Annotated in this window: 23 protein-coding genes; 8 read left to right on the plus strand and 15 right to left on the minus strand. The window is 59.4% G+C overall.

Annotated elements, in window-relative coordinates; translation table 11 throughout:
• Positions 1–9 precede the first annotated feature (9 nt).
• Entirely contained in the window at positions 10–705 is a 696-nt protein-coding gene (locus QEP12_RS12915; protein WP_219162199.1) for an ABC transporter ATP-binding protein, read from the plus strand.
• A 164-nt stretch (positions 706–869) separates the two neighbouring features.
• Here QEP12_RS12915 and QEP12_RS12920 read toward each other — a convergent pair whose 3' ends face one another.
• A complete protein-coding gene (locus tag QEP12_RS12920) occupies positions 870–1,997 on the minus strand; it encodes a high-affinity branched-chain amino acid ABC transporter substrate-binding protein (protein WP_219162198.1) in 1,128 nt (375 codons plus the stop codon).
• Between the two features lie 387 nt (positions 1,998–2,384).
• Here QEP12_RS12920 and QEP12_RS12925 point away from each other — a divergent pair, with 387 nt between their 5' ends.
• The 5 genes from QEP12_RS12925 to QEP12_RS12945 all read left to right on the plus strand — a co-directional run bounded on the left by QEP12_RS12925 (position 2,385) and on the right by QEP12_RS12945 (position 10,059).
• Positions 2,385–4,499: a 3-hydroxyacyl-CoA dehydrogenase NAD-binding domain-containing protein gene (locus QEP12_RS12925; protein WP_284214509.1), complete on the plus strand. Its 2,115-nt coding sequence runs from the start codon at positions 2,385–2,387 to the stop codon at positions 4,497–4,499.
• A gap of 39 nt (positions 4,500–4,538) precedes the next feature.
• Positions 4,539–5,714, plus strand: a complete 1,176-nt coding sequence (locus tag QEP12_RS12930; protein ID WP_284214510.1) for an acetyl-CoA C-acyltransferase — start codon at positions 4,539–4,541, stop codon at positions 5,712–5,714.
• A gap of 140 nt (positions 5,715–5,854) precedes the next feature.
• Complete coding sequence (locus QEP12_RS12935; protein ID WP_284214511.1) at positions 5,855–7,690, plus strand: acyl-CoA dehydrogenase; 1,836 nt, start codon at positions 5,855–5,857, stop codon at positions 7,688–7,690.
• A gap of 583 nt (positions 7,691–8,273) precedes the next feature.
• Entirely contained in the window at positions 8,274–8,819 is a 546-nt protein-coding gene (locus QEP12_RS12940) for a MarR family winged helix-turn-helix transcriptional regulator (RefSeq protein WP_174862721.1), read from the plus strand.
• Positions 8,820–8,853: 34 nt separating this feature from the next.
• Positions 8,854–10,059: an MFS transporter gene (locus QEP12_RS12945; protein WP_174862720.1), complete on the plus strand. Its 1,206-nt coding sequence runs from the start codon at positions 8,854–8,856 to the stop codon at positions 10,057–10,059.
• A gap of 119 nt (positions 10,060–10,178) precedes the next feature.
• On the opposite strand, the gene QEP12_RS12950 is transcribed toward QEP12_RS12945, so the two are convergent.
• The 5 genes from QEP12_RS12950 to QEP12_RS12970 form a co-directional block, all read right to left on the minus strand.
• On the minus strand, positions 10,179–11,429 hold the full coding sequence (locus tag QEP12_RS12950; protein WP_284214513.1) for an MFS transporter: 1,251 nt from the start codon (positions 11,427–11,429) through the stop codon (positions 10,179–10,181).
• A gap of 224 nt (positions 11,430–11,653) precedes the next feature.
• A complete protein-coding gene (locus QEP12_RS12955) occupies positions 11,654–12,070 on the minus strand; it encodes a hypothetical protein (protein WP_284214514.1) in 417 nt (138 codons plus the stop codon).
• Positions 12,071–12,219: 149 nt separating this feature from the next.
• Positions 12,220–12,822, minus strand: coding sequence for a biotin transporter BioY (locus QEP12_RS12960; RefSeq protein WP_284214515.1), 603 nt, complete (start codon positions 12,820–12,822; stop codon positions 12,220–12,222).
• Between the two features lie 309 nt (positions 12,823–13,131).
• Positions 13,132–14,088, minus strand: a complete 957-nt coding sequence (locus QEP12_RS12965) for an alpha/beta hydrolase (RefSeq protein WP_246254315.1) — start codon at positions 14,086–14,088, stop codon at positions 13,132–13,134.
• A gap of 54 nt (positions 14,089–14,142) precedes the next feature.
• On the minus strand, positions 14,143–15,093 hold the full coding sequence (locus tag QEP12_RS12970) for a class I SAM-dependent methyltransferase (protein ID WP_284214516.1): 951 nt from the start codon (positions 15,091–15,093) through the stop codon (positions 14,143–14,145).
• A 341-nt stretch (positions 15,094–15,434) separates the two neighbouring features.
• Between QEP12_RS12970 and olsF the strand changes: the two genes are divergently transcribed.
• Positions 15,435–17,153 (plus strand): bifunctional ornithine lipid synthase OlsF, encoded by a 1,719-nt coding sequence (gene olsF, locus QEP12_RS12975; RefSeq protein ID WP_284214517.1) that lies wholly within the window; start codon positions 15,435–15,437, stop codon positions 17,151–17,153.
• Between the two features lie 56 nt (positions 17,154–17,209).
• Here the strand turns inward: olsF and QEP12_RS12980 are convergent, their stop codons facing one another.
• Genes QEP12_RS12980 through QEP12_RS12990 form a run of 3 tightly spaced genes read right to left on the minus strand, consistent with a single transcriptional unit; the run spans position 17,210 to position 19,439 of the window.
• The gene (locus QEP12_RS12980) at positions 17,210–18,256 is read right to left on the minus strand and encodes an HD-GYP domain-containing protein (RefSeq protein WP_246254316.1); all 1,047 of its coding nucleotides are present in this window, start codon (positions 18,254–18,256) and stop codon (positions 17,210–17,212) included.
• Between the two features lie 3 nt (positions 18,257–18,259).
• The gene (locus tag QEP12_RS12985) at positions 18,260–18,907 is read right to left on the minus strand and encodes a retropepsin-like aspartic protease family protein (RefSeq protein WP_174863372.1); all 648 of its coding nucleotides are present in this window, start codon (positions 18,905–18,907) and stop codon (positions 18,260–18,262) included.
• A gap of 46 nt (positions 18,908–18,953) precedes the next feature.
• On the minus strand, positions 18,954–19,439 hold the full coding sequence (locus QEP12_RS12990) for a YajQ family cyclic di-GMP-binding protein (protein WP_174863373.1): 486 nt from the start codon (positions 19,437–19,439) through the stop codon (positions 18,954–18,956).
• Between the two features lie 87 nt (positions 19,440–19,526).
• Here QEP12_RS12990 and murB point away from each other — a divergent pair, with 87 nt between their 5' ends.
• Complete coding sequence (murB, locus tag QEP12_RS12995; protein ID WP_284214519.1) at positions 19,527–20,606, plus strand: UDP-N-acetylmuramate dehydrogenase; 1,080 nt, start codon at positions 19,527–19,529, stop codon at positions 20,604–20,606.
• 100 nt (positions 20,607–20,706) lie between these two features.
• Here murB and QEP12_RS13000 read toward each other — a convergent pair whose 3' ends face one another.
• The 6 genes from QEP12_RS13000 to argG all read right to left on the minus strand — a co-directional run bounded on the left by QEP12_RS13000 (position 20,707) and on the right by argG (position 25,866).
• Positions 20,707–20,949 carry a hypothetical protein gene (locus QEP12_RS13000; protein ID WP_174863374.1) on the minus strand — a complete coding sequence of 81 codons (243 nt, stop codon included), beginning with the start codon at positions 20,947–20,949 and terminating at the stop codon, positions 20,707–20,709.
• Positions 20,950–21,083: 134 nt separating this feature from the next.
• The gene (locus QEP12_RS13005) at positions 21,084–21,860 is read right to left on the minus strand and encodes an ABC transporter ATP-binding protein (RefSeq protein ID WP_284214520.1); all 777 of its coding nucleotides are present in this window, start codon (positions 21,858–21,860) and stop codon (positions 21,084–21,086) included.
• Between the two features lie 21 nt (positions 21,861–21,881).
• Positions 21,882–22,595, minus strand: a complete 714-nt coding sequence (locus QEP12_RS13010; RefSeq protein WP_174863375.1) for an ABC transporter permease — start codon at positions 22,593–22,595, stop codon at positions 21,882–21,884.
• The gene (locus tag QEP12_RS13015) at positions 22,592–23,278 is read right to left on the minus strand and encodes an ABC transporter permease (protein ID WP_284214521.1); all 687 of its coding nucleotides are present in this window, start codon (positions 23,276–23,278) and stop codon (positions 22,592–22,594) included. The genes QEP12_RS13010 and QEP12_RS13015 overlap by 4 nt, the downstream gene beginning before the upstream one ends.
• Before the next feature lie 76 nt (positions 23,279–23,354).
• Complete coding sequence (locus QEP12_RS13020) at positions 23,355–24,119, minus strand: lysine/arginine/ornithine ABC transporter substrate-binding protein (protein WP_174863377.1); 765 nt, start codon at positions 24,117–24,119, stop codon at positions 23,355–23,357.
• Between the two features lie 415 nt (positions 24,120–24,534).
• Entirely contained in the window at positions 24,535–25,866 is a 1,332-nt protein-coding gene (gene argG / locus QEP12_RS13025; protein ID WP_174863378.1) for an argininosuccinate synthase, read from the minus strand.
• Positions 25,867–25,944 lie beyond the last annotated feature (78 nt).

A 25,944-nucleotide genomic window follows, 5' to 3' on the forward strand; every position in this document is an offset into this window, starting at 1 on the left:
GAGGCCCACATGTTGCACATCAATAATTTGCATGCCTACTACGGCAAAAGCCATGTGTTGCACGGCGTGGATTTCTCGGTGAACGCCGGAGAAATTGTGGCCCTGCTGGGGCGCAACGGCTCGGGGCGCTCCACCACGGCCAAGGCCATCATGGGGCTGGTCGATTGGGAGGGCGATATCCGCTGGAAAGCGCAAGCGCTGCACGGTCAAAAAACCTATGAGGTGGCGCACCTGGGGATTGGCTATGTGCCGGAGAGCCGCGATGTGTTCCCCAATCTCACCGTGCACCAGAACCTGCTGCTGGGTCAAAAAGGCAGTGGCAAGGGCAGCCGCTGGAGCTTTGACGACATGTACGCCATGTTCCCGCGCCTCAAAGAGCGCCAGCACACCGAAGCGGGTGTCATGTCGGGTGGTGAGCAGCAAATGCTGACGCTGTGCCGCACGCTGATGGGTGATCCGGATCTCATCATCATTGACGAACCCACCGAAGGCTTGGCACCAAAAATTGTCGAACTGGTGGGCGAGTACCTGAAAAAAATCAAGGAACGCGGGGTGTCGGTGCTGCTGATTGAGCAAAAGCTCACCATTGCCATGCGCATCTCTGATCGCGCCTTGGTGATGGGGCACGGTGCGATTGTGTTTGACGGCACGCCTCAGAGCCTGAATGCCAATACCAATGTTCGCAAGGAATGGCTGGAGGTTTAAAAAATCAATAAAGTGAGCTGCTGGCGCTTGCTGTACAAGCGCTTAAGGCATATTTGATGCAAATATGCTGTGTGGAAATTTTCCATCTACATGGTCGTAAAAAAGGGCTCCAGCTGGAGCCCTTTGTCTTGGCGGCGTGCGTTGTGTACGCCGCGAGCGTGGTGTCACTTCACTTGCGAGCGGCTGCCGTCCTTGGCCAGCTCAAACACCACAAATTCAAAGTCTTTCAAGTCACCCTTGGCATCGAACGCCACCTTGCCGATCACGGTGTCAAACGTGTGGGCGTGCATATAGTTCGCCACCTTTTTGGGGTCGGCACCCACGGCCTTCATGGACTTGTCCAGCACTTGCAAGGCCGCGTAGGCGGGCATTTGGTAGGCGCCGTTGGCGGAGCGGTTGGCTTTCTTGAAGGCATCGACCACGCCCTTGTTCTCGGGGCGCTGGCTGAAATCAGCCGGGAAGGTGAACATCATGCCCTCTACGGCAGGGCCGGCAATTTCAATCAGGCCTTGGTTGAACGCACCTTCTGCACCCACAAAGCGGGTCTTCAAGCCTTGCTCTTTGGCCTGGCGCAGCAGCAAGCCCATTTCTGGGTGATAGCCACCGAAGAACACCACATCCACCTTGGCGGTTTTGAGTTTGGTGATGACCGCGGAGTAATCGCTGTCGCCTGCGTTGATGCCGTCATACATCACCACCGGTGCTTTGAGGCTGTCCAGCGTGTTTTTGACGTGCTGGGCCACGCCCGCGCCGTAGGTTTGCTTGTCGTGCAGCACGGCCACCGCCTTGGGCTTGAGCTTGTCGACGATGAACTTGGCCGCAAATGGGCCTTGCTGGTCGTCACGGCCAATCGTGCGGAAGAAGTGGTGGCCCTTCAGCCCATCGGTCACCTGCGGGGCCGTGGCACCGGGGGTGATGGCCACAATGCCTTCTTCTTCATAAATCTTGGAGGCAGGCACGGTCACACCCGAGCACACGTGGGCGATCGCAAACTTGGCGCCGGAGTTGAGCACGCGGTTGGCTGCGGGCACGGCTTGCTTGGGCTCACATGCATCGTCAATGAACACCGGCTTGTATTCGCGGCCATTCATGCCGCCAGCGGCATTCATGGTCTCCACCGCCGTGAGCAGGCCCGCCTTGACTTCATCGCCATACTGGGTGTTGGGGCCTGTCATGGGAATGGGAACGCCGATGAGGATGGGTTCTGCTGCATGGGCGCTGATGGCTGCCGAGCCCATCAGTGCGGCGGCGGCCCAGGCGGTGCTCAAGCGAATGAATGTTTTGCGTTGCATATAGGAGTGAGCCTTCCAAAAAAGGGAAAAGTGCGTGCACGTGCTGAACACGCTGCACACATTGTTGGGTGGGCGCTCACATGCTCGGTTATGACTTTCCCCAGCGTTTTATTGCAGCCACACTTGTCACGTGCCATGGTTCAGACGGTGCACACAAGCTTCGCAAGAAATGCGCCATCAGCGAGTTGCCCTGTGACCGTTGATCGGTTTTTCTTCGATGGCTCCGATGCGCGTGCCAGCAAGATTCCGCATCTCGGAACCCGCCTCTTGCTGATGTCCCAATCGAGACAATCCGAGGGCAAAACTCCATAGCGTTTGCCGAAGTCGCTTCCTAGAATGAATTGCAGAACGCCCGTTCTTTTTTCATAGAACCGAAGGAGACAAGCCATGACGGCTGAATACAAGGTCCACGCATCCGTGGCCGTGATCACGCTCAATAACCCGCCGGTCAACGGACTGGGTTTGTCCACCCGCCGCGCCATCCTGGAAGGTCTCAACCAGGCCAATGCCGATGCCGCCGTGCAAGCCATCGTGATTACAGGTGCCGGCAAGGCCTTCTCGGGCGGTGCAGACATCAAAGAGTTTGGCAAGGAAGCCGCACTGCAAGAGCCCAATTTGCACACGGTGATTGCGCAGGTGGAGCAGTCGGCCAAGCCCGTGGTGGCGGCCATCCACTCGGTGTGCATGGGCGGCGGGCTGGAGTTGGCGCTGGGCTGTCACTACCGCATTGCGGCGCCAGGCACGACCGTGGCGCTGCCCGAGGTCAAGCTGGGTCTGCTGCCTGGGGCTGGCGGCACGCAGCGCCTGCCACGCGCCATTGGGGTGGAACCCGCGCTGAACATGATCGTCAGCGGTGAGGCCGTCAAGAGCGAGTTGCTGGCGCAAATTCCTGGCCAAAAACTGTTTGACAAGCTGTCGGCCAGCGCCGAGAGCCTGGCACAAGAAGCCCTGACTTTGGCCCAGACCGTGGGCGAGCGCCATGCCGACGGTAACGAGGCGCTGCCCCTGGTGCGTGACCTGAAGTGCAAGCACCCCAAAGGCGATGCGTACTTTGGTTTTGTGCGCAACATGGTCAAGGGCATGTCCAAGAACTACCCCGCGCCCCTGAAGTGCGTGGACGCGGTGGAAGCGGCCACCAAGCGGAAGTTCCAAGACGGCCTGAACGTGGAGCGCGAGTTGTTCATCAACCTGATGTGGACGCCCGAGTCGCGCGCGCTGCGCCATTTGTTCATGGCCGAGCGCGCCACGACCAAGATTGCCGACATTCCCTCGGATACCCCCACCCGCGCCATCCACAAGGTGGGCGTGATTGGTGCGGGCACCATGGGCGGGGGCATCAGCATGAACTTCCTGAATGCCGGCATCCCCGTGACCATTCTGGAGACCAAGCAAGAGGCGCTGGATCGCGGCGTGGCCACCATCCGCAAGAACTACGAAGCCCAGGTCAAAAAGGGCAAGCTCAAGGAAGACAAGTACGCACAGCGCATGGCCCTGCTGTCCACCACGCTGAGCTACGACGATCTGAAAGACTGCGACCTGATCATCGAGGCCGTGTTTGAAGAGCTGGGCGTGAAGGAAGCCGTGTTCAAGCAGCTCGACGCCGTGGCCAAGCCCGGCGCCATCCTGGCCTCCAACACCTCCACGCTGGACGTGGACAAGATTGCTGCCTTCACCCAGCGTCCGCAGGACGTGGTGGGCATGCACTTCTTCAGCCCTGCCAACGTGATGAAGCTGCTGGAGGTGGTGCGCGGCAAGGCCACGGCCAAGGACGTGATGGCCACGGTGATGCAAATCGCCAAGAAGATCAAGAAGACCGCCGTGGTGTCTGGCGTGTGCGATGGCTTCATCGGCAACCGCATGATTGAGCAGTACAGCCGCCAGGCGGGCTTCCTGCTGGACGAGGGTGCCAGCCCCGAGCAGGTGGACAAGGCTGTGGAGAGGTTTGGCTTTGCCATGGGCCCCTTCCGCATGGGTGACCTGGCGGGCAATGACATTGGCTGGGCCATCCGCAAACGTCGCGCGGTCGAGAAACCGGGCATGAAGTACAGCGCCAGTGCCGACCGTCTGTGCGAGCTGGGCCGCTTTGGTCAAAAGACCGGCAAAGGTTGGTACGACTACGCCCCCGGCAAGCGCGATGCGATTCCGAGCCAGGAAGTGCTGGACATGATTGATGCACACCGCAAGGCGATGGGCATCACGCCGCGCCAGATTTCGGACGAAGAAATCGTGCAGCGCCTGGTGTTCTCGCTGGTCAACGAAGGCGCACAGATTCTGGAAGACGGCATTGCCAGCAAGTCGGGCGACATCGACATGGTGTACCTGACCGGCTATGGCTTCCCCATCTACCGTGGTGGCCCCATGCACTACGCCAGTGAGCTGGGCCTGATCAATGTGGTGCAAGCCATGAACCGCTTTGCGCAAAACCCCCACGACGACGCCCAGTTCTGGAAACCCGCTCCTCTGTTGGCGCGCTTGGCCGCCGAAGGCAAGTCGTTCGCTTAAAGCGCCGTTGGCAAACCCAGAATTTGAAGGATTGAAGTTATGACATCCGCAGTGATTGTTTCTACCGCGCGCACCCCGCTGGCCAAGAGCTGGAAGGGTTCGTTCAATATGACCTACGGCCCCACGCTGGGTGCCCACGCGGTTGCACACGCCGTGCAGCGCGCCGGCATCGAAGGTGCCGAGGTGGAAGACGTGATCATGGGCCTGTCGCTGCCCGAAGGCACCACCGGCGGCAACGTGGCGCGGCTGATTGCCACCCGCGCAGGGCTGCCTGTGACAACGTCTGGCATGACCATCAACCGCTTTTGCTCCTCGGGCCTGCAATCGATTGCACTGGCAGCGCAGCGCATCATTGCGGGCGAAAACGAGGTGCTGGTGGCTGGGGGCCTGGAATCCATCTCTTGCGTGCAGCAAGAGGTGAACCAGCACATGGCCGTTGACCCCGAGCTGATGAAGATGAAGCCCGAGATCTACTGGAGCATGCTGCAAACGGCCGAACAAGTGGCCAAGCGCTACCAGATTGGGCGCGCGGCCATGGACGAATACGGTGCTGCCAGCCAGCAAAAAGCGTTTGCCGCCCAAAGCGCAGGCTTGTTTGATGCAGAGATCGCCCCCATCACGGTCACCATGGGCGTGGCTGACAAGGTCATGGGCCTGACGACCAAGCAAGTCACCGTCTCCAAGGATGAGGGCATCCGGGAAGGCACGACCGTGGAAGGCATCTCCGGCCTGCGCAGCGCGCTGCCAGGTGGCTTGATTTCGGCGGGCAACGCCAGCCAGTTCTCCGACGGTGCTGGCGCTTGCGTGCTGGTGCATGAAGACTACGCCAGCAAAAAGGGGCTGCAGCCGCTGGGCCGCTTTCTGGGTTTTGCCGTGGCCGGTTGTGAGCCGGATGAGATGGGCATTGGCCCGGTGTTTGCCATCCCCAAGGTGCTCAAAAAGCTGGGCCTGAAGGTGGACGATATCGACCTGTGGGAGCTGAACGAAGCCTTTGCCGTGCAGGTGATCTACTGCCGCGACAAGCTGGGCATCCCGAACGAGCGCCTGAATGTCAACGGCGGTGCGATTGCCTTGGGCCACCCCTATGGCGTATCAGGCCAGCGCCTGACGGGCCATGCGCTGATCGAAGGCAAGCGCCGTGGCGCCAAGCGGGTGTGCGTGACCATGTGCATTGGTGGTGGCATGGGCGCAGCTGGCATTTTTGAAGTGCTCTGAGCGTTTGACAGCGCCGTAAATCCCGCAGCCGCCTTCCTTCATACCGAGGGTAGGCGGCTTTTTTACCGCTTTGAATTTTTTAAAACCATAGCTGCTAGCGCTTGCTGCATAAGCGCTAGAGCCATATTTGACTCTTCATCATGTCCCAACTGCGCTCCACCCTGGAATTTCTGTTGTACGACTGGCTGCACGCCGAAAGTCTGACCGCCCGCACCCGCTACGCCGACCATAGCCGCGAAACCTTTGATGCGGTGCTGGACACCTGCGAGCGCATCGCCCGCGAGAAGTACGCACCCTTCAACCGCACGGTGGACACGCAAGAGCCCACCTTCGACGGCGAAAAGGTGATTCAGCCGGCCTGCACCGGCGAGGCACGCAAAGCCTATGCGGACAGCGGCATGCTCAGCGCTGCCCAGCCTTACGAGCAAGGTGGCATGCAGCTGCCCTATATGGTGGAGGCCGCGGCCAACAGCTTTTTTGCCTGCGCCAGCATCAGCATCGGCTCCAACCTGCTGACCGTGGGCAACGCCAACCTGCTGCGCGTGCACGGCACACCCATGCAGCAGCAGGTGTTTGCCGATAACGCATTCAACGGCCGCTGGGCGGGCACCATGGCGCTGTCGGAGCCACAAGCCGGTTCCAGCCTGAGCGACATCGCCACGCGGGCTGAGCCCGATGGCGCTGACTTTGCGGCCGACCCGCTGGGCGCGCGCTACCGCCTCAAGGGCAACAAGATGTGGATCAGCTCGGGCGACCACGAGCTGACCGAAAACATCGTGCACCTGGTGCTGGCCAAGATTCCCGGGCCGGACGGCAAGCTGATTCCGGGCGTGAAGGGCATTTCGCTGTTCATCGTGCCCAAGAAGCTGGTGGATACCGCAGGCAACTTGACCGGCGAGCGCAACGACGTGGCGCTGGCCGGTCTGAACCACAAGCTGGGCTGGCGCGGCACCACCAATACGCTGCTGAACTTTGGCGAGGGCAAATACCCGGTGCGCGGCGGCGCGGGCGCCATCGGCTACTTGGTGGGCAAACCGCACGAAGGCCTCAAGTGCATGTTCCACATGATGAACGAGGCGCGCATCGGCATTGGTATGGCCGCCACCATGCTGGGCCTGGCGGGCTACTACGCCAGCCTGGATTACGCCAAAAACCGCCCGCAGGGCCGCCCCATGACCGAAGGCGGCAAGGACGCCAGCAGCCCGCAAGTTGCCATCATTGAGCACGCCGACGTCAAGCGCATGCTGCTGGCGCAAAAAGCGTACTGCGAAGGCGCGCTGGCGCTGAACATGTACTGCGCCAAGCTGGTGGACGAAGGCCGCACGGGCAATGCCGAAGAAGCCGCGCGGGCCAAGCTGCTGCTGGAAGTGCTGACGCCGATTGCCAAGAGCTGGCCCAGCGAGAACTGCCTGGAGGCGAACTCGCTGGCCATCCAGATCCACGGCGGCTATGGCTATACGCGCGACTTCCCGGTGGAGCAGTACTGGCGCGACAACCGCCTGAACATGATCCACGAGGGCACACACGGCATTCAGGCGGCCGACCTGCTGGGCCGCAAGGTGGTCATGCAAGGCGGTGCAGGCCTGCAGCTGCTGGCGGCCACCATCCAAGCCAGCATCGAGAAAGCCGCAGCTGTGCCCGCATTAGCTGCTTACGCGCAGGATTTGGGCAAGGCGTTGCACGCGGTGCAGGCGGCCACCCAAGCGGCTTGGGCAACGGGCCATCCGCAAGAGGCGCTGGCCAACGCCGTGCCTTACATGCAGGCGTTTGGCCATACCGTGTTGGCATGGGTGTGGCTGGAGCAGGCCTTGACAGTGCAAGCGCAGGATGCTGCGCTATCTGTAGCTGCTAACGCAGGCAGGATGGGCGCTTTAGCCTATTTTTATCACTATGAACTGCCCAAGACTGCCGCATGGCTGCGCGTGGTGAGCGCCCGCGATATGACATGTGCCCACATGCCGCTGGATGCGTTCTAAGCCATAGCCATTTGCATGCAGCAACAAAAAAGCCTGCCACGCAATGGCAGGCTTTTTTTATGAATATTATTGAATCCAAGGGGTGAATGAGTAATTCGTGCACCACAAAGAAAGCCGCCTCTGGCTGGCAGAGGCGGAAAATAGATTACAAGCGTCAGTCCCGTGATTCACTACAGTGCAGACCGTGCGAATTCTATGGGAGAACGCCATGATTTCGCAGCGAATTTGCGGATTTGATTTTGCAATATGGAATTTTTATATTTCAGTGAATACTGAAAATTCTTAATGCGCAAGTTTATTGCAATATATTTTAAATCTAAGAGATTCTTATATTCATAAATGCCCGAATGCGCGCAAGATGCGCAAAAAATCTGCCCCAGGTAAAAACGTTTTTTAAAGATTATTTTTTGTAACTCTTTTATAAGAGTTGATGATTTTGATCTGGTTTTGTAGTGCGCTTAATGGGCGCTTAACGTTGGGCAGGAAGGTGGGGCCAGGCAGTGCCAGGGGCTAACCCAGCTTGGCGGTATGGCTTCCTGGCAGCCGATTGCAGTCGATATGCTTTGCATGCAAACTAATTGACATGCAAACTATCTCTGAGGATTTGCCTGAAAACGCGCCTGACCTGCTTCAGGCGCGTTGCCGTTTTGGGCTCTTGATTGGCAGCGTGTTTCGCCAGTGGCGCAAAAAAGTGGATGAAAGCTTCAAGGAGCAGGGCCTCACGGATGCAAGCCGCATGCCTTTGCTGATGCTGTACACGCACGGTGAAGCCATGTTGCAAAAGGACTTGGCACAGGCGTTGTCGCTGGACACTTCTTCGTTGGTGCGGGTGCTGGATCAATTGCGCGAGGCTAACTGGGTGCAGTGGGCCTGCGCACCTGCAGACCGGCGCACCAAATGTATTGCCCTGACCCCTGAGGGGGAGCAGATGGCAGCAAAAATTTTGCGCACCACCTTGGAGATTGAGCAAAGCATCTTGGCCGGGCTGAGCGAAGAGGAGCTGGCGACGACGCGCGCTTCACTGCGCAAGATTGCCCTCAATTTTGAGCGCATGGATGGGGCTGCTCACTGCCCAGCGCTTGTCGCCCCGCTCGGTGCAGGCACGGCCCCAGTACTGAAAAACAGATAACAACAGATAACAGCAGATAACAACGGTTTTAAAAATGAAGTTCAAAGTTTCACCCTTTATGTGGGTGAGTTTCTCCATGATCGTGGGGGTGATGGGCACGGCGCTTATCAGCCCTTTGTACGCTTTGTACAAAGAGACGTGGCAGCTGCAAGCCAGTGATGTCTCGCTGATCTATGTGATCTACATGGGCGGCGCCCTGTGCAGCCTGCTGTTTTTAGGGCGTTTGCCAGACCGCGCAGGTTTTCGCCATGTCATGCAGGTGGGGCTGGCGCTGGCATTGCTGGGCACGGTCATCAGCATGCTGGCGTGGAACATGGTTAGCTTGGGTGTGGGGCGTGTGATTGTGGGGGTGGCCTCCAGCATGCTCACCACCAGCGCTACTTTGGGGTTGGCGCAGCTGTCTCGCCCAGGGCATATGCAGCGCGTTGCCATGATGACGGGATTTTTGCTGGCTTTTGGCTTTGGTTTGGGCCCGTTGGTGGGCGGCATCATGGGGCAGTGGGCGCCTTACCCCTTGGTGACCACCTATATCCCCACCCTGGTTTTGGGCTGCATTGGCCTGTACGCTTTGGCCCGCCTGGAGCTGCCTGCTGCGGTACAAGCGGCCACCCGGCCCGCATTGCAGTTGCGTGATGTGCTGCCCAAGCTCACCTGGCCCGCCTCATCGGACTCGTTCGCGTTTGTGCTTACCAGTGCGCTGCCATTTCTGGCGTTTGGTGTGTTTGGTCTGTATGCCTCGATGTCGCCGCTGTTTCTGGACAAGCTGGTGCCGTGGCATGGCCCCGTGGTCAGTGGAACGGCGATTGCAGTGATTTTGCTGACCTCGGCCTGCGTGCAAATTTTGGCGGGCAACATGGCCACGCACTGGTGCGGTTTCACGGGCTTGCTGAGTTTGGCCGTGAGCAATGGCCTGCTGATGCTCAATCTGTGGGTGGGCTCGGCATTGTTGTTTGCGCTGGGCGTGGCGCTGACCGCGATCGGGCACGGCATGAGCATGCTCTCGGGCATGGGCATGATCAACCGCATTGCCACTCCAACCAACCGTTCGGGCTTGCTGTCGACCTATCTGGTGATTGGCTACATCGGCAGCATGCTGCCCATGATGGCGATTGGCTGGATTGCTGACCACTGGGGCATGAATGCGGCAGTTTCCAGCTTCTGCAGCTTTGTCGTGATTTTGGCGACCACGGTGGCGGTGCTGTTTTTCAAGCATCCCCGCATGCGCACTGCTGCGCACTAAGCCTCAACCGCGCAGAGGCGGCCGTGCGCACCCTATTGGCCGAGACACCCCCGCACCGCGTCGGCGGGTGTGCAGCCAGCACCGCCCTAGGCGGGGCGCGCCCAGATGGCTGGGTCTTGCTAAGCCGCCGTGGCCGCAGGGCTGGCAGCGGGTCGCAGCGACCACGCCACGCCTGCGGCGAGCACCAGCAGCAGTGCTGCGGCGCCAAAGGCCACCCAGTGGGTGTGGTGGGTTTCATAGCCCCAGCCACCCAGCCAGGCGCTGAGCATGGCACCCACTTGGTGGCCCAGATAGGCCCAGCCGTATAGCACGCCTACTTTTTTGACGCCGTACACATCCGCCAAGATGGCGGAAGACAGCGCAATGCTGCCCGCCCACACCACGCCGCCCACTGCAGCTACGCCATAGAGCTGCCAGACACTGCCCGCCACCAGCAGGCCGATAAAGCCCAAGCCCCGCACACCGTAGATCGCGCTCAGCAGTTTGCGCCGTTCCACCTTGTCGGCGATGCGGCCCAGCACCATGGTGCTGGGAATGGCGACCAGACCAATCAGGCCAATACCCAAGGCACTGGTGGTGGCGTCAAAACCATGGTCTTGCAGCATGGGCATGCAGTGTGTGCCCATCAGGTTCATGCTGAAGCCGCAGGCAAACAGGCCGAAGGTGATTTTCCAGAAGGTGGTACTGCGCATGGATTGCCAGACGCTCAAATCTGCCAGGGGTGCAACCCGTAGCACTGCGGGTGCACCGTTGGCTGCGGGCAGGGGGGCGTCGGCATTGGCCGGGGCGTTGTCGTGTACAACCAGCAAGGCGGTGGGAACAGTGAGCAGCGCAAAAATGGCCGCAAACCCCAGCAAGGTGTGCTGCCAGCTGAAATACTGCAGCGCCCAACCCAAAGCGGGTGTCATCACGGCAATGCCTGCCATTGAACCCGTAGACAAGAAAAACAGCGCCATGCCGCGGCGGCGGTTGAACCAGCGGCTGATGACACCAGTCAGTGCCACCGGGCTGGTGAATGCCGCGCCTACCGACATCCACACGCCAAAGCTCCAGAAGATGCCCGCGGCTGAACGGGTGTTGACGGCCCACAGCGTGGAAGCCACCAAGATGGCGGTGCCCAGCAGCAGCACATGGCGCGTGCCGATACGCCCCACCAGCCAGCCCGCCAGGGGCATGGCCAAACCGTAGCACAGCATGCCAATCGCAATGATGCTGGCCAGCAAACTGCGGCTAAAGCCCAAGTCTTCGGCCATCGGTAAAAACAGCGGCCCTATGCCCAGGCGCATGCCCACGGTCAAAAGCGTCAGCAGTGTGGCTGCTGCCACGATGTTCCAGCCAAAGTACCAGCTGGAGGTGGATGAATGTGTCATGGTTATCAAGCTCCCTGGGTGCCCACGGGTGGTGTGTCTGTGTGCACCTTGGCCGTGTGCGGGCTGCATCCTAGGCGATGCAGCAGGGCGTGCCTGTCACAGGCAGGCGATGTGCTTGATTTTTGATAGCTTGCAGCGCTTGCAGGTATTTACTTTGAGGCTTATTTGGTGCTTGAAATAAATATCAAGCAAGGTGCGCTGTTGCCGCGTGCCAGCAGCAGTGTTTATGCCGTCTCTTGCTGCCAGGGGGCAATCCAGCGCTGCACCATGGTGGCATCAAGCTGCAGGTGTAGGTGTTGTGCGCCAGCTGCCACCGCCGCTTGGCGCAAACCGGCAGGTACCACGGGGTGTGCCAGCACATGGGCGCTGCTAGTGGTGGCGTAGTGCTGGGCAAGTGTGTGGCCGATGGCCTGGAAGACCGGGTGAAACGGCAGGGGGCGCTTGGCCGCAACTGCCGTAGCAGGGGCCGTGGTCTGTAATTGCTGCAGCCACTGGCTGGCGCTGGCCCGGTCTTTGTCGGGCAGGGCCAAGGCTGCATTGCGGGCGCGTTGCAGCAGCTCGCGGTCTATGGTTTCAGACCAGGCGGGCTGGCTCAATGCCAGCACACAAGCGGCGGTAAGAACGGACAGGGTGTAGCGCATATCCAGCCAAGCGTTGTAGCAATCACTGGCCCAGAGGTTTGCAATGCAAGCGCAGAGGGCAGAACCAGCGCAGCACCTTACGCCTGCGCAGGGCCTGTTACAAGATTTATTACAAGTGCTTTCAGGCGATAGCGCTGATGCAGCCTGCGCTAGTTGCTATAGAACTTTTTTTGCGCAACGCCACCCAGCCGCCAGTCGGGCATGGCGCGGGCAATGCTGTGCACCACCAAGGCCGTCAGCGCGCATTTGAGCAGGTCACCGGGGATGAAGGCCACGTTGGCCCACATTGCCTGGGTCAGTGGCAGCTTGGCAATCCACACCAGTCCCGCAATGCCGCAGACATACAGCACTGCAATGCCGCCCACGGCAGATGCCATAAACGCGCTGCACGCTGCGCGCAGCGGGGTGGATTTGGGCAGCCAGGCCATCAACCAGCCTGTGACCAGGGCCGCCAGCGGCCAGCCCACCAGATAGCCCGCCGTGGGGGCGACAAACACGCCCAAACCACCCCGCCCGCCCGACAGCAGCGGCAACCCGACGGCCACTGCCACCAGGAACACCAGCATGGCCTGCAAACCCCGCCACGGGCCGAGCAAGCAGCCCGCCAGCATGACGCCCAGGGTTTGGATGGAAATGTGCACCCCCAGCGGCAGATCAATTTTGGGGATCAAGCCCATGACGCCCAAGAGGGCGGCAAACAAAGCCACCATGGCAATGGATTCAGAACTGCGGCGTGTCAAAGGGGTGTGCATGGTGTGTGAAACCTCGGTTGTTCACCACGGTGGTGTGGCGCGAGCTGGCATTGTATGCACGCTATTTGTATCTAAAGCAGCTGCAATTTGAATTCATCTGCATTCAATAGATTAGTTTGAGTAGCTGGTAAAAGTGGCGATTGCGTCGTCATTGGGTGGCCGGAAACGCACAGTTTGCGTGCAAATGGCAGCAAATGAGCGGCGCTGTGGCCAACCTTCGGTTATCGCGCGGTGAAAAGCAAGCAACAGCGGTCATCGTCTGTGGTAGATGTCGCCAGCCAGCGCCCGCTGCACCTCTGCAGGGTCGCATCAGCTGGTGCGCAATTGCTCCAGCATGCGGCACGCGCCCTCTACGTGCTGGCGGGCAGCGGGGCTGGCTACTAGCATGCGCGCAAAGCCGTGCACCATGCCATCGGCACGCTGCAGCACACACTGGGGGCCTTGGGGCAGTGCTTGCAGTTGGTGGGCAAAGTTTTCGGCTTCGTCGCGCAAGATGTCATGGCTGGCCGTCATGATCGCAGTGGGCGGCAGACAAGGCAGTGCGGCCGTGCACAAGCTGGGCGCGCGCAGGGCATCATCTGCGCCGCCCAAGGCTTGCCAGTACCGGTGCATGGCGGCATCAGTCAGCCCATAGCCTTGGGCAAATGCTTGCACACTGGGTGTGGCCAGATCTGGCAGCAGGCAAGGGTAGAGCAGCAACAGCGCTTGAATTTGTGCATGTGCAGTGTGCTGCTGCAGCACGGCGCGCACGGCGGTGGCCAAAGCCAGGTGGCCGCCCGCACTGTCACCGCCCAGCAGCACCTTGCTGGAGGCAAACGGCAGCACGCCTTGCATCTGGTGCAGCCAGTGCAGCACAGCCTGGGCATCGTCCACTGCCGCAGGGAAAGGATTCTCCGGCGTGCGGCGGTAGTGCACGCTCAGCACCGTATGGCCACTGTAGTGGGCCAGGTGTTCACACAGGTCATCGTGTGTATCCAGGCTGCCCACCATCCAGCCGCCGCCATGCAGCCACACCAAGGTCTGCCCGCTGGCATGGTGGCTGGGCATGTAGCTGCGCACGGTGATTTCGCGCCCTGGGGCAGACACAAAGTGGTTCTGCACAGCAATCCCAGCCAGCCCTTGCCTGCGCAGCAAGCGCGCCTGCAACTCACTGAGCAGGCGGCGGCGTTGCACGCAGTCCAGCTGTGGGGTGGGCGTTTGTGCATCCAGCTGCGCAAAACGCTGCAGGCAGATGGCCAAGGCCGGGTCGATGTCAGAGGGTTTCATGGTTTTGATAGCTGCCAGCGCTTGCTGCATAAGTGCTAGAGGGATATTTAATGCTTACTCTGCGGCTGCAGTGCTTGGGGGCGCGCGGTATACCAGCACCTTCAGGCTGCGCTCTTCGTCCACATCGGCAAACACGGCGGGGTTGGCCACGCGCTCGACAAATTGCAGCTCGGGCGCAATCTCGGCCATCTGGTCCTGCAGAAAGGCGGTATTGAGCTCGGGTGCATTCAGGCACAGCAGCACATGGCCGCCGGGGCGAAGCAGATCGGGCAGGCGGCGCATGAGCTTGGCGTAGTCTTTGGTGGCCACAAAGCTGCCCTTTTGGTAGCTGGGCGGGTCAATGATGATGAGGTGGTAGGGCCCACCGCGTGTGATCTTGCCCCAGCTGCTGAAGATGTCATGCGCCAAAAAGCTGGCGCCCGTCAGGCCGTTGAGCTGGTGGTTTTGCTGCCCGGTGGCCAAGGCTCCTTGGGCCATGTCCATATTCAGCACCTGGCGTGCACCCGCATCCAGCGCCACCACGGAAAACGCGCAGGTGTAGGCAAACAGGTTGAGCACCTTGAGGCCGTGGCGATGTTCCGGGTGGTTTTCTATGTGCGCGCGCACCCACTGGCGGCCCTGGGCCATGTCCAGAAAAATGCCGTGGTTTTGCCCGCGCAGCACGTGGGCTCGGTACTGCAGACCGGCTTCGGTCACGGTGTGCGGCTCGGGCACGCTGCCACTCATCAAGCGCGTTTCAGCCTTGGCGCCGGGCTGGCGCATTTGGAAGACCCAGTTCAAAGTCTGGGTGTTGCCTAGCTGTGCCCAGCGGTTTTCCAGCGCTTGGCCAATGGTTCCCAGCTGCGCTTCGTCCAGCGGCTGAAAGCTGGTGAGTACCAGCACTGGCGGAAACGCATCCAGCACCAGATGCTCACAACCCGGATAGCGCCCGCCCCGGCCATGGAAGATGCGGCAGGCATCGGTGGGCATCTGAAATTGGGCAATCGTATCGAGCAGGGCTTGCATGGCAGTCACAGAAAAAATCACAAGGGCAAGAGTATGCGGGAGGCAGCGCGCGGCGGTGAGGGAGGGCGGGTAAAAACCAATCGGCGATGAAACTGCAATGGCTGACAGCTGGGTGGCAAGGCTGTTGGATGGGGGCTGAAGCGGGGCTGGCCCGTGTTTTGAGGAGCGAATTCCCAATGCCTGGGGGTGCACAGATCTGCTGTCACAGGCTTGGCACCAACTGCGAAGCGCGGATTTGCACGGATGCAGAGGTGGTCATCAAACCGTCATTGTGGTGTAGTGACGCTGTCACGCTGGGTGCGCAGCATGGCGGCTGTGTTCAGCTTTTGCCATTCAGCACCATGATTTCAGTCGATCACATCGTTGACATGCATTTGCCGCAATTGCAGCGGCACCCACGGCTGAGCGTTGGAGTGCGCGGCGTGCTGCGCCGCTTGCTCAGGGAGCAGAACTTTCGCAGCTTTGCCCAGCAATACCCGCATCTGGAAGGCTTTCAGTTTGTGGAGCAGGTGCTGGCGCACTTCGCCTTCAGCTATGCCGTGCGCGACAACGAGCGCGAACGTATTCCCACACACGGGCGCGTGGTCATCATTGCCAACCACCCGATTGGCTCGCTCGATGGGCTGGCCTTGCTGAACATGGTGGGCGGTATCCGCCGCGATGTGAAGATTGTGGCCAATGGCTTGCTGGCGGAGTTGGAGCCGCTCAAGCGCTTGCTGCTGCCGGTGACCATGCTCGGGGCGCGCAGCGGTGCGCGCCAGCTCAAAGCCATTTTGGAGCACCTGCAAGGCGAAGGCGCGGTCATCATCTTCCCTGCAGGCGAGGTGTCTCGCCTGCACCCGGAAGGGGTGCGCGACGGGCGCTGGAACACGGGTTTCTTGCGCCTGGCGGGGCAGACGCAAGCGCCTATCGTGCCGATTCACATTGATGGCCGTAACTCGGCGCTGTTTTATGGCGCGTCGATGCTCTACAAGCCTTTGGCCACGCTGCTGCTGGTCAAGGAGATGTTTGGGCAGCACCAAAAAAGTATTGATTTGCGCATTGGTCACCCCATTCCCTACAACAGCTACAGCAGCTTGCCCCTGGAGTTGGGCGCTGCAGCCAAGTTGTTGCGCAAGCACCTGTACCGGGTGGCGCAGGACAAGCCCACTTTGCTGCGGGTGGAAACGGCGATTGCGCACCCGGTCAATCGCAGCGCTTTGGCGCAGGCGGTCAACGCGTGTGAACTGCTGGGGGAGACGCCGGACGGCAAGCGCATTCACTTGTTTCGCGGAGGGCTGGATTCCCCCATCCTGCGCGAAGTAGGGCGGCTGCGCGAGCTGTCGTTTCGCGCTGTGGGTGAGGGCAGCGGCACGCGCTGCGATCTGGATCGCTTTGATGCGCACTATGACCACTTGATTTTGTGGGACCCTGAAGACTTGGAAATAGCGGGTGCCTACCGCATGGCGCGCACTGTCAAGGTGCTGGCCGAGCAAGGTGTGCAGGGCTTGTATACCCACAGCTTGTTTGAATTTACCCCCGGTATGCAGCCGTTTTTGCAGCAGGGGCTGGAGTTGGGGCGCTCTTTTGTGCAACCGCGTTACTGGGGCAAACGGTCGCTGGACTATTTGTGGTTTGGCATTGGTGCCTATGTGCGGCGCTACCCCGAATGCCGTTACCTGTTTGGCCCGGTCTCTATCAGCCGTGACATGCCCTCTGCGGCACGCGATTTATTGATCTACCACTACCGCAGCCACTACGGTGCAGCCTGCCTGGCGCATGCCCGCCGCCCTTATGTGCCCGTAGAAGGCTGGGACGTGCGCGCGCAGTTTACGGGGGAAGATGCGGCAGCCGACTTTGTGCGCCTCAAGCATCTGCTGGCGCACATGGGCTCGGCAGTGCCCACGCTGTTCAAACAGTATGCGGAGGTGGCAGAGCCCGAGGGCGTACGCTTTTTGGACTTTGGCGTGGACCCCTACTTTGCGCACTGTGTGGATGGTTTGGTGCTGGTAGATGTGAGCAAGCTCAAAGCACACAAGCGGGCGCGCTACATGGGCGAAGTCGCGCAGTGTGAAGCTTGAATCTGGTGTTTTTGGCTACCAGCGCTTATCCAGTAATCGCTGGTAGCTATGGTTTTTTAACGCGTGCCTGGCACAGACACCAGCTGGTGCAAGCCATCGCTAAAGCGCGCGGCATACATGCCAAGCTGAACCAAAGTCCGGTGATTGACCTGCAAGTTCACTTCGTGCGGTGGCAAGGCATGGGTGATGCGCACGGCACGGCTGGCGGTGCTGATCAGCTCTGGCTGGCGCAGCGGGGCTTTGCGCGCATCGAGCAAAGTGGCCACTAAGGGGTGGCCAATATCGGTGGTGCGGCGCACCACCACCGCGGTCTCTGCGGTTGACAAGGCCACGTAGACGCCAGGCGGAAACAGGCCGACGCAACGGATCAACGCATCTCCAGCCTGTTCATACAGCTTGGACTGCGGGCCTGTCACGGCTTGTACCGAGTCCGCTACGCTTCGCCCGGGACGGTTGCGGCGCGGGCTGATCATGGCGGCATAGCGGTCACAAGTGGCCAAAATGCGCGCCAAACGTTCAGCAGGGGGCTGTTGCATCAACGGGGCTTGGGCCGCAGTGTTGATATGGTGCAAGCCCACCGTGTCCAGCCATAGCGTGTCCTGGATGCCCAATTCTTCCAGCTTGCGGCGGCCTTCCTGGGGGTGCAGGCGGATAGCCTCTTGCTGGGCAATGCTGGGCCGGTCGCGCTGCAGCGCCAGCTGGTCTTGCAGTGTGGTCATCCCAATGTTCATGGTGAAGGCGGCGCGCACCAATGCATCACGTTCATGGGGAGGGAGCTCAAAGTCGACGGCCAGAATGTGGCACAGCGTGGCACATACCAAGGCATGCGAAGCGCTGTAACCCACGGTGGAGGTGCCCGCCAGCTGGAACATGGCGTACAGCGCGCTGTCACTGTCATGCGCCACCAGTTCTTGGAGCCAGGTGTGCAGCTGCATCACTTTGGTGGGCAACTGCTGTACCAGTGCTGGGCGCGCCAGCAGCAAGCCCAGCGCAGCTTCCAGGTCAGACCACATGCCCAGCAAATCTTGGTACGGGGCATCATCTTCGGCACTGGCGCTCAAGGACAAAGGCGTGCAGGAGGGGGAAGGGGTGAAGCTTTGCATGGCCTAGCGCATCTCCAGCACCATTTCGTTGCCTTGCCGTGTCATGTGCAACTGGGACAAAAAGCTGTTGCCCAGCAGCACGTAGGGCATGGGCTGCGGGCTCACTATGGCATCCACCCCGTAGACGGTGATGTCACCCACACGCACGGTGTCTAACCGGATGCGCCAGCCCTGCGTATTACCGTTGGCGGTGCGTACGGTGACGGTGCTGCCTTTTTGGTAGTCCAGCCCCATGCGCTGCGCATCGGTTTGACCGATGCCGATCACACTGGCCCCGGTATCCACCATGTATTGCATGGGTTTGTTATTGATGAAGCCGCTGTCCCGAAAATGCCCCCGGCTGTCAGAGCGCAGCACCACCTTGCGTCCACTGGCTAGGCCCTGGCCCACACTGACGGGAGAGTCTCCCATGCGCAGGGATTGGCGCTGGCCCTGCAGCTCAATGAGGGCGCTGTCGCCTTGTACCTGGATGAGGCGCACACCTTGGTGGCTTTCGTTGGCGCTCAGCGCTTTGGGGCTGCCGTTGATCACCAACAGCGCTTTGCTGCCCATCACCCCGGTCATGGCAACAGACTGCGCATAACCCACTGTGGCGGTCAGTGCGGAGCAGGCAAGCGTTGCAAGCGTATTGCGCAGTGCGGGGTAAAGCATGGTGTGCGGTCAGACTGTGGGGTTACCACAGTCTACCGGAGCACTCTTAGTCGCGGAAGTTGTTAAAAGACAGCGGATGGTCGGCCAAATCCTTGCGAATCAGCGCCATCGCCGCTTGCAAATCATCACGCTTGGCACCCGTGATACGTACCGCATCGCCTTGGATGGCAGCTTGCACCTTCAGCTTGCTGTCTTTGATGAGCTTTTGCAGCTTTTTGGCCAGCTCAGACTCAATACCGTTTTTGATCTTGACGGTTTGCTTGACTTTGTCGCCCCCAATTTTTTGGCTGGCCTGCACGTCCATAAACCGCACGTCAACGCTGCGCTTGGTCAGCTTGTTGCGCAGAATATCTTCCACTTGCTGCAACTGGAAGTCGGCATCGCCAAACAACGTAATTTCTTTGTCTTTGAGCTCGATACCGGCAGAAGTGCCTTTGAAATCAAAGCGGGTGCCAATTTCTTTGGCAGTGTTTTCAACAGCGTTCTTAACTTCAACGAAATCGGCTTCAAGCACGGTGTCAAAAGATGGCATGGCGTTTCTTTCTTAAATAGGGTGGTAGACAAGGCACTTGGAGCGCTGGGCAGACGCAGGCCAAGGCACAGTGCGACAATCTCAAGGATGTTAGTCGAGAAAAATACCCCCCTGCAGGACTGCAACACCTTCGGCATTGTGGCAAGCGCGGACACCCTGGTGCGTATCCGCAGCGCGGCAGACGTGCAGAAATTCGCCGCCAGCCCGCACTACCAAGGCCGCCAAGTGCTGGTGCTGGGCGGCGGCAGCAATATTGTGCTGACCGGAGATGTGATCCATGCGGTGGTGCTCAAGATGGAGATTCCTGGTATTGCTGCGGTGGACGAAACCGATAGCCATTGGATCATCGAAGCAGGGGCCGGCGTGCGTTGGCACGACCTGGTGGCATGGACCGTAGAGCACGGCTACCCTGGTTTGGAGAACCTGGCACTGGTGCCGGGAACTGTAGGTGCGGCGCCGGTGCAAAACATTGGGGCCTATGGCGTGGAACTGCAAGACCGCTTTCACGCGCTGGATGCGGTGGACTTGGTGACGCACGAGGTGTTCAGCTTGAATGCGGCGCAGTGTGCATTTGGGTACAGAGATTCCATCTTCAAACATGCACCAGCAGCGCCAGCGGGCACGCCAGTGGCCAAAGCGCAGGGCATGGGTTTGGCAGGGCGTGCGGTGATTACCAAGGTGCGTTTTGCACTGTCCAAACACTGGAAGCCCGAGCTGGGATATTTGGACTTGCAGCGCAAGCAAGAGCAAGAAGGTGTGGCTCACCCCACCGCACAGCAAATCTTTGATTGGGTGGTTGCCATTCGCCAAGCGAAGTTGCCGGATCCTGCCGTGGTGGGGAACGCAGGGAGCTTTTTTAAGAACCCGACGGTGACCGAGGATCAGTGCCGCGACATCATTGCGCGCGAGCCCAAGATCGTGCACTACCCGATGCCGGATGGCTCCATCAAGCTGGCCGCTGGGTGGATGATTGATGCCTGTGGCTGGAAGGGGAAAACCTTGGGGAATGCAGGCGTTTATGACAAGCAAGCGCTGGTGCTGGTCAATCGCGGTACAGCCGCCAACAGTGTGACGGGTGGAGAGGTGATGACATTGGCCAAAGCGATTCAAACCAGTGTCTATGAGCGATTTGGTATTCGCTTGGAGCCAGAACCTGTTGTGGTGTAAGAGGGCTTGCTTCACCTCCTGTAGCGAACAAAAAAAACGCTGTTATCGACAGCGCTTTTTTAATGGCAGCCACACCTGCTGCCTGGTTGGTGCCTGACAGTCAGGCCAAGGATTTTTGCTTCATCCACTCCCGGGCCTGCTGCTGTGCGTAAGCAATTGCACGATCCGCAGACTGGAACAGTGGCGTGAAGGTGAAAAAGCGCTGGGTGCGCTCTGTACCTTTTCCGCTGTCTACCGTCAGCTGTGCTTGGAAGCGGCCATCAGCTTCAGCCAGAGCTTGGGGCTCAAACTTAAAGCGGTCGATGGTGATGGTGCGTGAGGGTTGTTGTTGAATTTTGGACATATGTCTCTCCCTTCTTCATGTCTCATACATACGCGGCGCGTAATGCATGATAAGAATAGAGGCGCTCATGTACAAAAAGTTCCTTGCCCTTTTCGTGCCTCATATCAACATCGGGCTAAACCAGTGTTGCAGCCTTATTTCAGACTGCCAGAGAGGAATTTAGCCAAACGTTCACTCTTGGGACTGGCCAGCACCTGGCGTGGATCGCCTTGTTCTTCAATCAAACCCTGGTGCAAGAAGACTACATGGTTGGAGACTTCGCGGGCAAAGCCAATTTCGTGGGTGACTACCACCATGGTGCGACCTTCTTGCGCCAGCACTTGCATCACCCGCAGCACTTCCCCCACCAATTCGGGGTCGAGTGCACTGGTGGGTTCATCAAAGAGCATGACTTCTGGCTCAACCGCCAGTGCGCGGGCGATGGCCACGCGCTGCTGCTGGCCCCCACTCATGTGGTTGGGCCAAGTGTCTTCGCGGTTTTCCAAGCCTACCAACTTCAGGTACTTGCGGGCTCGCTCGACGGCCTCATCTTTGGAAATTCCCAGCACGTGCACGGGTGCTTCAATGATGTTTTGCAGCACGGTTTTGTGTGCCCACAGGTTGAAATGCTGGAACACCATGGCAAGTTTGGTGCGCATCATCTGCAGCTGTTTGGGGTTGACGGGCTCTAAATCCCCAGTGCGGCCCGGTTTGAGTTGCAACTCTTCGCCTGCCACCACGATGCGGCCTTGCTGAGGCTTTTCCAGCAAATTAATACAGCGCAGCAACGTTGATTTGCCGGAGCCAGAACTGCCAATCAGGCTGATCACATCGCCCGCTTGGGCGGTGAGTGTGACACCCTTGAGCACATGGTTGCTGCCATAGCTCTTGTGGATGCCTTCGGCTTGGAGTTTGTAAACAGTGGATGTCATGGATGCAAAACGTGTGCGGTGTTAGTGCGTACGCGGAGCCAAGTAAGCCAGAAAGCGTTTTTCCAGCAATTTGAAAAAGCCAATCAGCGCAAAGGTGACGCACAAATAAATGGCTGCAGCGGCCAGATATGCCTCAAAGGGAAGGTAGTAGTCAGAGTAGATGCGGCTTGCAACCGCCGTGACATCGGTGAGCGCTGGCACCACGCTTGCCAGACTCGTGGAGTGCAGCATCATCACCGCTTCGTTGCAGTATGGGGGCAGGGTGCGACGCAAAGCACTGGGCATCACAATGCGCGCCATGATTTGCCAGCGACTCATGCCCATGGCACGAGCTGCTTCTACTTCGCCTGGGTTGGTTTCACGGATGGCGCCCGCCAGCATTTCTGCCGTGTAGCCGGCCGTATTCAGTGCAAAGGCCAGCAAGGCGCAAAAGAAAGGCTCTTTAAAGTGTGTCCAGGGCCAGACGTCGTCCCAGCGTGACTGGATCCAGTCCAGTTGGGCCAATCCGTAGTAAATCAGGTAAACCTGAATAAGCAGCGGCGTACCACGGACAAAGTAGGTAAAGGCACCCACAGTTTTCTCGAGTATCCAGTTTCCGCTGGTGAGTGCAATCGCCCCGAGCAAGGCCAGCACGCAGCCGATCGCCAAGCTGGACAACAGCAGCCATAAGGTGGTGAGCAGCCCGTTGCCATACATGGCCAGGTGCTCGGGTTGGAAAATGATGTCCCAGCTCATAACTGCACCTTCTCTGTACCCAAGCTATAGCGTGCGTTCAGGCGTTTGAGTGCCCACAGCGAAAGGCTGGTGAACACCAGATACAGTGCAGCGGCAAACAGCAAAAAGATAAAAGGCTCACGTGTTGCTGCGCTGGCTTGTTTGGCAAGGTAGGTCATGTCATGCAAGCCAATCAAGCTCACCAAAGCCGTGGCTTTGATCAATACCAGCCAGTTGTTGGTAAAGCCCGGCAGGGCGTAGCGCACCATTTGCGGCAAGGTGATGCGCACGAAGGTTTGGGTAGAGCCCATGCCAAATGCCCAGGCGGCTTCCATCTGGCCGCGGGGGATCGACAAAATTGCTCCGCGGAAGGTTTCCGTCATATACGCGCCATAGATAAAGCCTAAAGTGCCGACACCGGCAACAAAAGGATTCAGATCCAGGGTGAAGTCAGAGCCAATCGACTCAAAAAAAGTATTGATGCCAATCGCTGCACCATAAAAAATCAGCAGCATGAGCACCAGTTCAGGGATGCCACGCACCACCGTGGTGTAGAGCGTTGACACCCACACCAAAGGCTTTTTGCCCGATAGCTTGGCCGTCGCGCCCAAGAGGCCCAAGACGGTGGAGACAAAAAGAGAAGCCAGAGACACCGCAACAGTGAGCAGTGCCCCTTGCAAGATAGATAAGTAGTAATCGCTCATGCGTACACACGCTTTTCCTAAACAAGACTGCCCGCTGCCGGGTCAACCGGGCAGCGGGCAGTGGCGATCTTAGAGCTTAGTTGCCGTAGGGATCGAAGTCAAAGTACTTCTTCGCAATGGTGTTGTAGGTGCCATTGCTGCGGATGGTCTTGATGGCCTGATTGATCTGGTCTTTCAGTTCCTTCTGGCCCTTGCGCATACCGATGCCAATGCCGTCACCATAGTATTTGGTGTCGTACTGGTCGGGGCCTACATAACCGTAGTCCTTCCCTTCAGGCTTGCGCAGGAAGCCGCCGTGCACTTCCACCTTGTCGGCCACAGTACCGTCCAGGCGGCCAGCGTTGATGTCCAGGTACACCTGGTCTTGCGCTTCGTAGGGGATGATGTTCACGCCAGCAGGCTTGAGTTCACCCAGGGCCCACTTTTCCTGGGTGCTGCCCTTGAGCACGCCAATGCGCTTGCCCTTGAGCGATGCGGGGCCGGTGTAAGCAGTGCCCTTCTTCACCACAATCGCGCTGGGGGTCTTGTAGTAGCGGTCTGAGAAGTCGATCACGCGCTTGCGCTCTTCGGTCATGGACAGCGAGCTGACGATTACATCGTACTTGCGGGCCTGCAGGCCGGGGATCATGCTGTCCCAGACCTGTTCCACGAACACGCACTTGCGCTTGATTTCGGCGCACACTGCATTCGCAATATCTACGTCAAAACCTGTGGGCTTGCCATCAGGTGTTTTGTAGGTGAAGGGTTCGTAGGTGGGGTCGATGGCCACCTTCAGGTCGGCAGCTTGTGCCGCAGTAGCGCAGGCAGCCAACAGAGCCAAACTCAGAATCTTCTTTGCCATTCAAGTCTTCCTTCAATGTAGTTGTGTACGCCTTGGTCTTTGCATGATGCGTGCCAAGATGTAAACCCATTGTAGAAGCGCGCGGCTACGAAGCGCAGAGTTTTTCTACCAATATGAAGGCTTTGTCGCGGGCCTGCACGCGCAAGTTTTGGGCATTCGAGCGCCAATCAGGAAAACCGCAGGCCCAGTGCTGTGCTCGTGGGTGAGGGAGGTTTGCAAAGGCCGGAGGGTATTTCTCCCCTTAAGCTGGGGCAGTTGTCTTCATACGAGTTGGTATGGTTGGGGCTGCTTAAACGCCAGGCAGGTTGTGTTCCATGGTCTGGCTGGCGCCAAGATGAAAAGGGCATAAAAAAAACCGCTGCAAAGGCAGCGGTTGGAGGCAAGCCAGAGGCGTGGCCTCTGTGGCTTGACTTTTTTACTTGTTGTCCAGCTGGGGCAGGGCGTTGGCGCTGCTCACGCTCAACAGGCCAGCCTTGGAGTAGATGGCCAGCTTTTCGCGGGTGTCGATCAGATCCAGGTTGCGCATGGTCAGCTGGCCAATGCGGTCTGTGGGGCTGAACGGCGCATCTTCCACCTTTTCCATCGACAGACGCTCGGGCGCGTAGGTCAGGTTGGGCGACTCGGTGTTCAGGATGGAGTAGTCGTTGCCGCGGCGCAGCTCCAGCGTCACGGTGCCGGTCACGGCGCGCGCCACCCAGCGCTGCGAGGCTTCGCGCAGCATGATGGCCTGGGGGTCGAACCAGCGGCCCTGGTACAACAGGCGGCCGAGCTTCAGGCCGTTGATGCGATACTGCTCGATGGTGTCTTCGTTGTGGATGCCGGTCACCAGGCGTTCGTAGGCAATGTGCAGCAGGGCCATGCCGGGGGCTTCGTAGATGCCACGGCTCTTGGCTTCAATGATGCGGTTCTCGATCTGGTCGCTCATGCCCAGGCCGTGGCGGCCGCCGATGCGGTTCAGTTCCAAGAACATCTCCACGGGGTCGGCGATTTCTTTGCCGTTGATGGCCACGGGGCGGCCTTCGTCGAAGGTGATGGACACTTCTTCAGCCTTGACTTCCACCTCAGGCTTCCAGAAAGCCACGCCCATGATGGGGTTCACGATACGGATGCCGGAATTCAGAAATTCCAGATCCTTGGCTTCGTGGGTGGCGCCCAGCATGTTGGAGTCGGTGGAGTAGGCTTTTTCGGCCGACATCTTGTAGCCAAAACCTTCCTTGGTCATGAAGGCCGACATTTCGGCGCGGCCGCCCAGCTCGTCGATGAAGGTGTTGTCCAGCCAGGGCTTGTAGATCTTCAGCGCGGGGTTGGTCAGCAGGCCGTAGCGGTAAAAGCGCTCGATGTCGTTGCCCTTGAAGGTCGAGCCATCGCCCCAGATGTTGACATCGTCTTCCTTCATGGCGGCCACCAGCATGGTACCGGTCACAGCGCGGCCCAAGGGGGTGGTGTTGAAGTAGGTGATGCCACCGGTGGAGATATGGAAGGCGCCCGACTGGATGGCGGCAATGCCTTCGTTGGCCAGCTGGGGGCGGCAGTCAATCAGGCGTGCCTTTTCTGCGCCGTATTCCATCGCCTTGCGGGGAATTTCGTCGTAGTCGGCTTCGTCGGGCTGGCCCAGGTTGGCCGTGTAGGCGTAGGGCAGCGCGCCCTTGTTCTTCATCCAGCGCAGGGCGGCAGAGGTGTCCAGGCCGCCGGAGAAGGCGATGCCGACCTTTTGGCCGACGGGTACGGATTGCAGAATGGTTTCCATGAGATTCTCTCTAAATGAATAGCTGCCAGCGTTTGGTGAATAAGGGCTAGGGGCTAAAAAGGCTTGAAATTCAGGCAG

Source organism: Comamonas jiangduensis (genome assembly GCF_030162955.1).
GTDB lineage: Bacteria > Pseudomonadota > Gammaproteobacteria > Burkholderiales > Burkholderiaceae_C > Comamonas > Comamonas jiangduensis.

Bases quoted from the DNA above. Each gene is read 5' to 3' on its own strand.
- QEP12_RS12915 (WP_219162199.1), top strand. From the start codon at position 10: ATGTTGCACATCAATAATTTGCATGCCTACTACGGCAAAAGCCATGTG.
- QEP12_RS12920 (WP_219162198.1), bottom strand. From the start codon at position 1,997: ATGCAACGCAAAACATTCATTCGCTTGAGCACCGCCTGGGCCGCCGCC.
- QEP12_RS12925 (WP_284214509.1), top strand. From the start codon at position 2,385: ATGACGGCTGAATACAAGGTCCACGCATCCGTGGCCGTGATCACGCTC.
- QEP12_RS12930 (WP_284214510.1), top strand. From the start codon at position 4,539: ATGACATCCGCAGTGATTGTTTCTACCGCGCGCACCCCGCTGGCCAAG.
- QEP12_RS12935 (WP_284214511.1), top strand. From the start codon at position 5,855: ATGTCCCAACTGCGCTCCACCCTGGAATTTCTGTTGTACGACTGGCTG.
- QEP12_RS12940 (WP_174862721.1), top strand. From the start codon at position 8,274: ATGCAAACTATCTCTGAGGATTTGCCTGAAAACGCGCCTGACCTGCTT.
- QEP12_RS12945 (WP_174862720.1), top strand. From the start codon at position 8,854: ATGAAGTTCAAAGTTTCACCCTTTATGTGGGTGAGTTTCTCCATGATC.
- QEP12_RS12950 (WP_284214513.1), bottom strand. From the start codon at position 11,429: ATGACACATTCATCCACCTCCAGCTGGTACTTTGGCTGGAACATCGTG.
- QEP12_RS12955 (WP_284214514.1), bottom strand. From the start codon at position 12,070: ATGCGCTACACCCTGTCCGTTCTTACCGCCGCTTGTGTGCTGGCATTG.
- QEP12_RS12960 (WP_284214515.1), bottom strand. From the start codon at position 12,822: ATGCACACCCCTTTGACACGCCGCAGTTCTGAATCCATTGCCATGGTG.
- QEP12_RS12965 (WP_246254315.1), bottom strand. From the start codon at position 14,088: ATGAAACCCTCTGACATCGACCCGGCCTTGGCCATCTGCCTGCAGCGT.
- QEP12_RS12970 (WP_284214516.1), bottom strand. From the start codon at position 15,093: ATGCAAGCCCTGCTCGATACGATTGCCCAATTTCAGATGCCCACCGAT.
- olsF (WP_284214517.1), top strand. From the start codon at position 15,435: ATGATTTCAGTCGATCACATCGTTGACATGCATTTGCCGCAATTGCAG.
- QEP12_RS12980 (WP_246254316.1), bottom strand. From the start codon at position 18,256: ATGCAAAGCTTCACCCCTTCCCCCTCCTGCACGCCTTTGTCCTTGAGC.
- QEP12_RS12985 (WP_174863372.1), bottom strand. From the start codon at position 18,907: ATGCTTTACCCCGCACTGCGCAATACGCTTGCAACGCTTGCCTGCTCC.
- QEP12_RS12990 (WP_174863373.1), bottom strand. From the start codon at position 19,439: ATGCCATCTTTTGACACCGTGCTTGAAGCCGATTTCGTTGAAGTTAAG.
- murB (WP_284214519.1), top strand. From the start codon at position 19,527: ATGTTAGTCGAGAAAAATACCCCCCTGCAGGACTGCAACACCTTCGGC.
- QEP12_RS13000 (WP_174863374.1), bottom strand. From the start codon at position 20,949: ATGTCCAAAATTCAACAACAACCCTCACGCACCATCACCATCGACCGC.
- QEP12_RS13005 (WP_284214520.1), bottom strand. From the start codon at position 21,860: ATGACATCCACTGTTTACAAACTCCAAGCCGAAGGCATCCACAAGAGC.
- QEP12_RS13010 (WP_174863375.1), bottom strand. From the start codon at position 22,595: ATGAGCTGGGACATCATTTTCCAACCCGAGCACCTGGCCATGTATGGC.
- QEP12_RS13015 (WP_284214521.1), bottom strand. From the start codon at position 23,278: ATGAGCGATTACTACTTATCTATCTTGCAAGGGGCACTGCTCACTGTT.
- QEP12_RS13020 (WP_174863377.1), bottom strand. From the start codon at position 24,119: ATGGCAAAGAAGATTCTGAGTTTGGCTCTGTTGGCTGCCTGCGCTACT.
- argG (WP_174863378.1), bottom strand. From the start codon at position 25,866: ATGGAAACCATTCTGCAATCCGTACCCGTCGGCCAAAAGGTCGGCATC.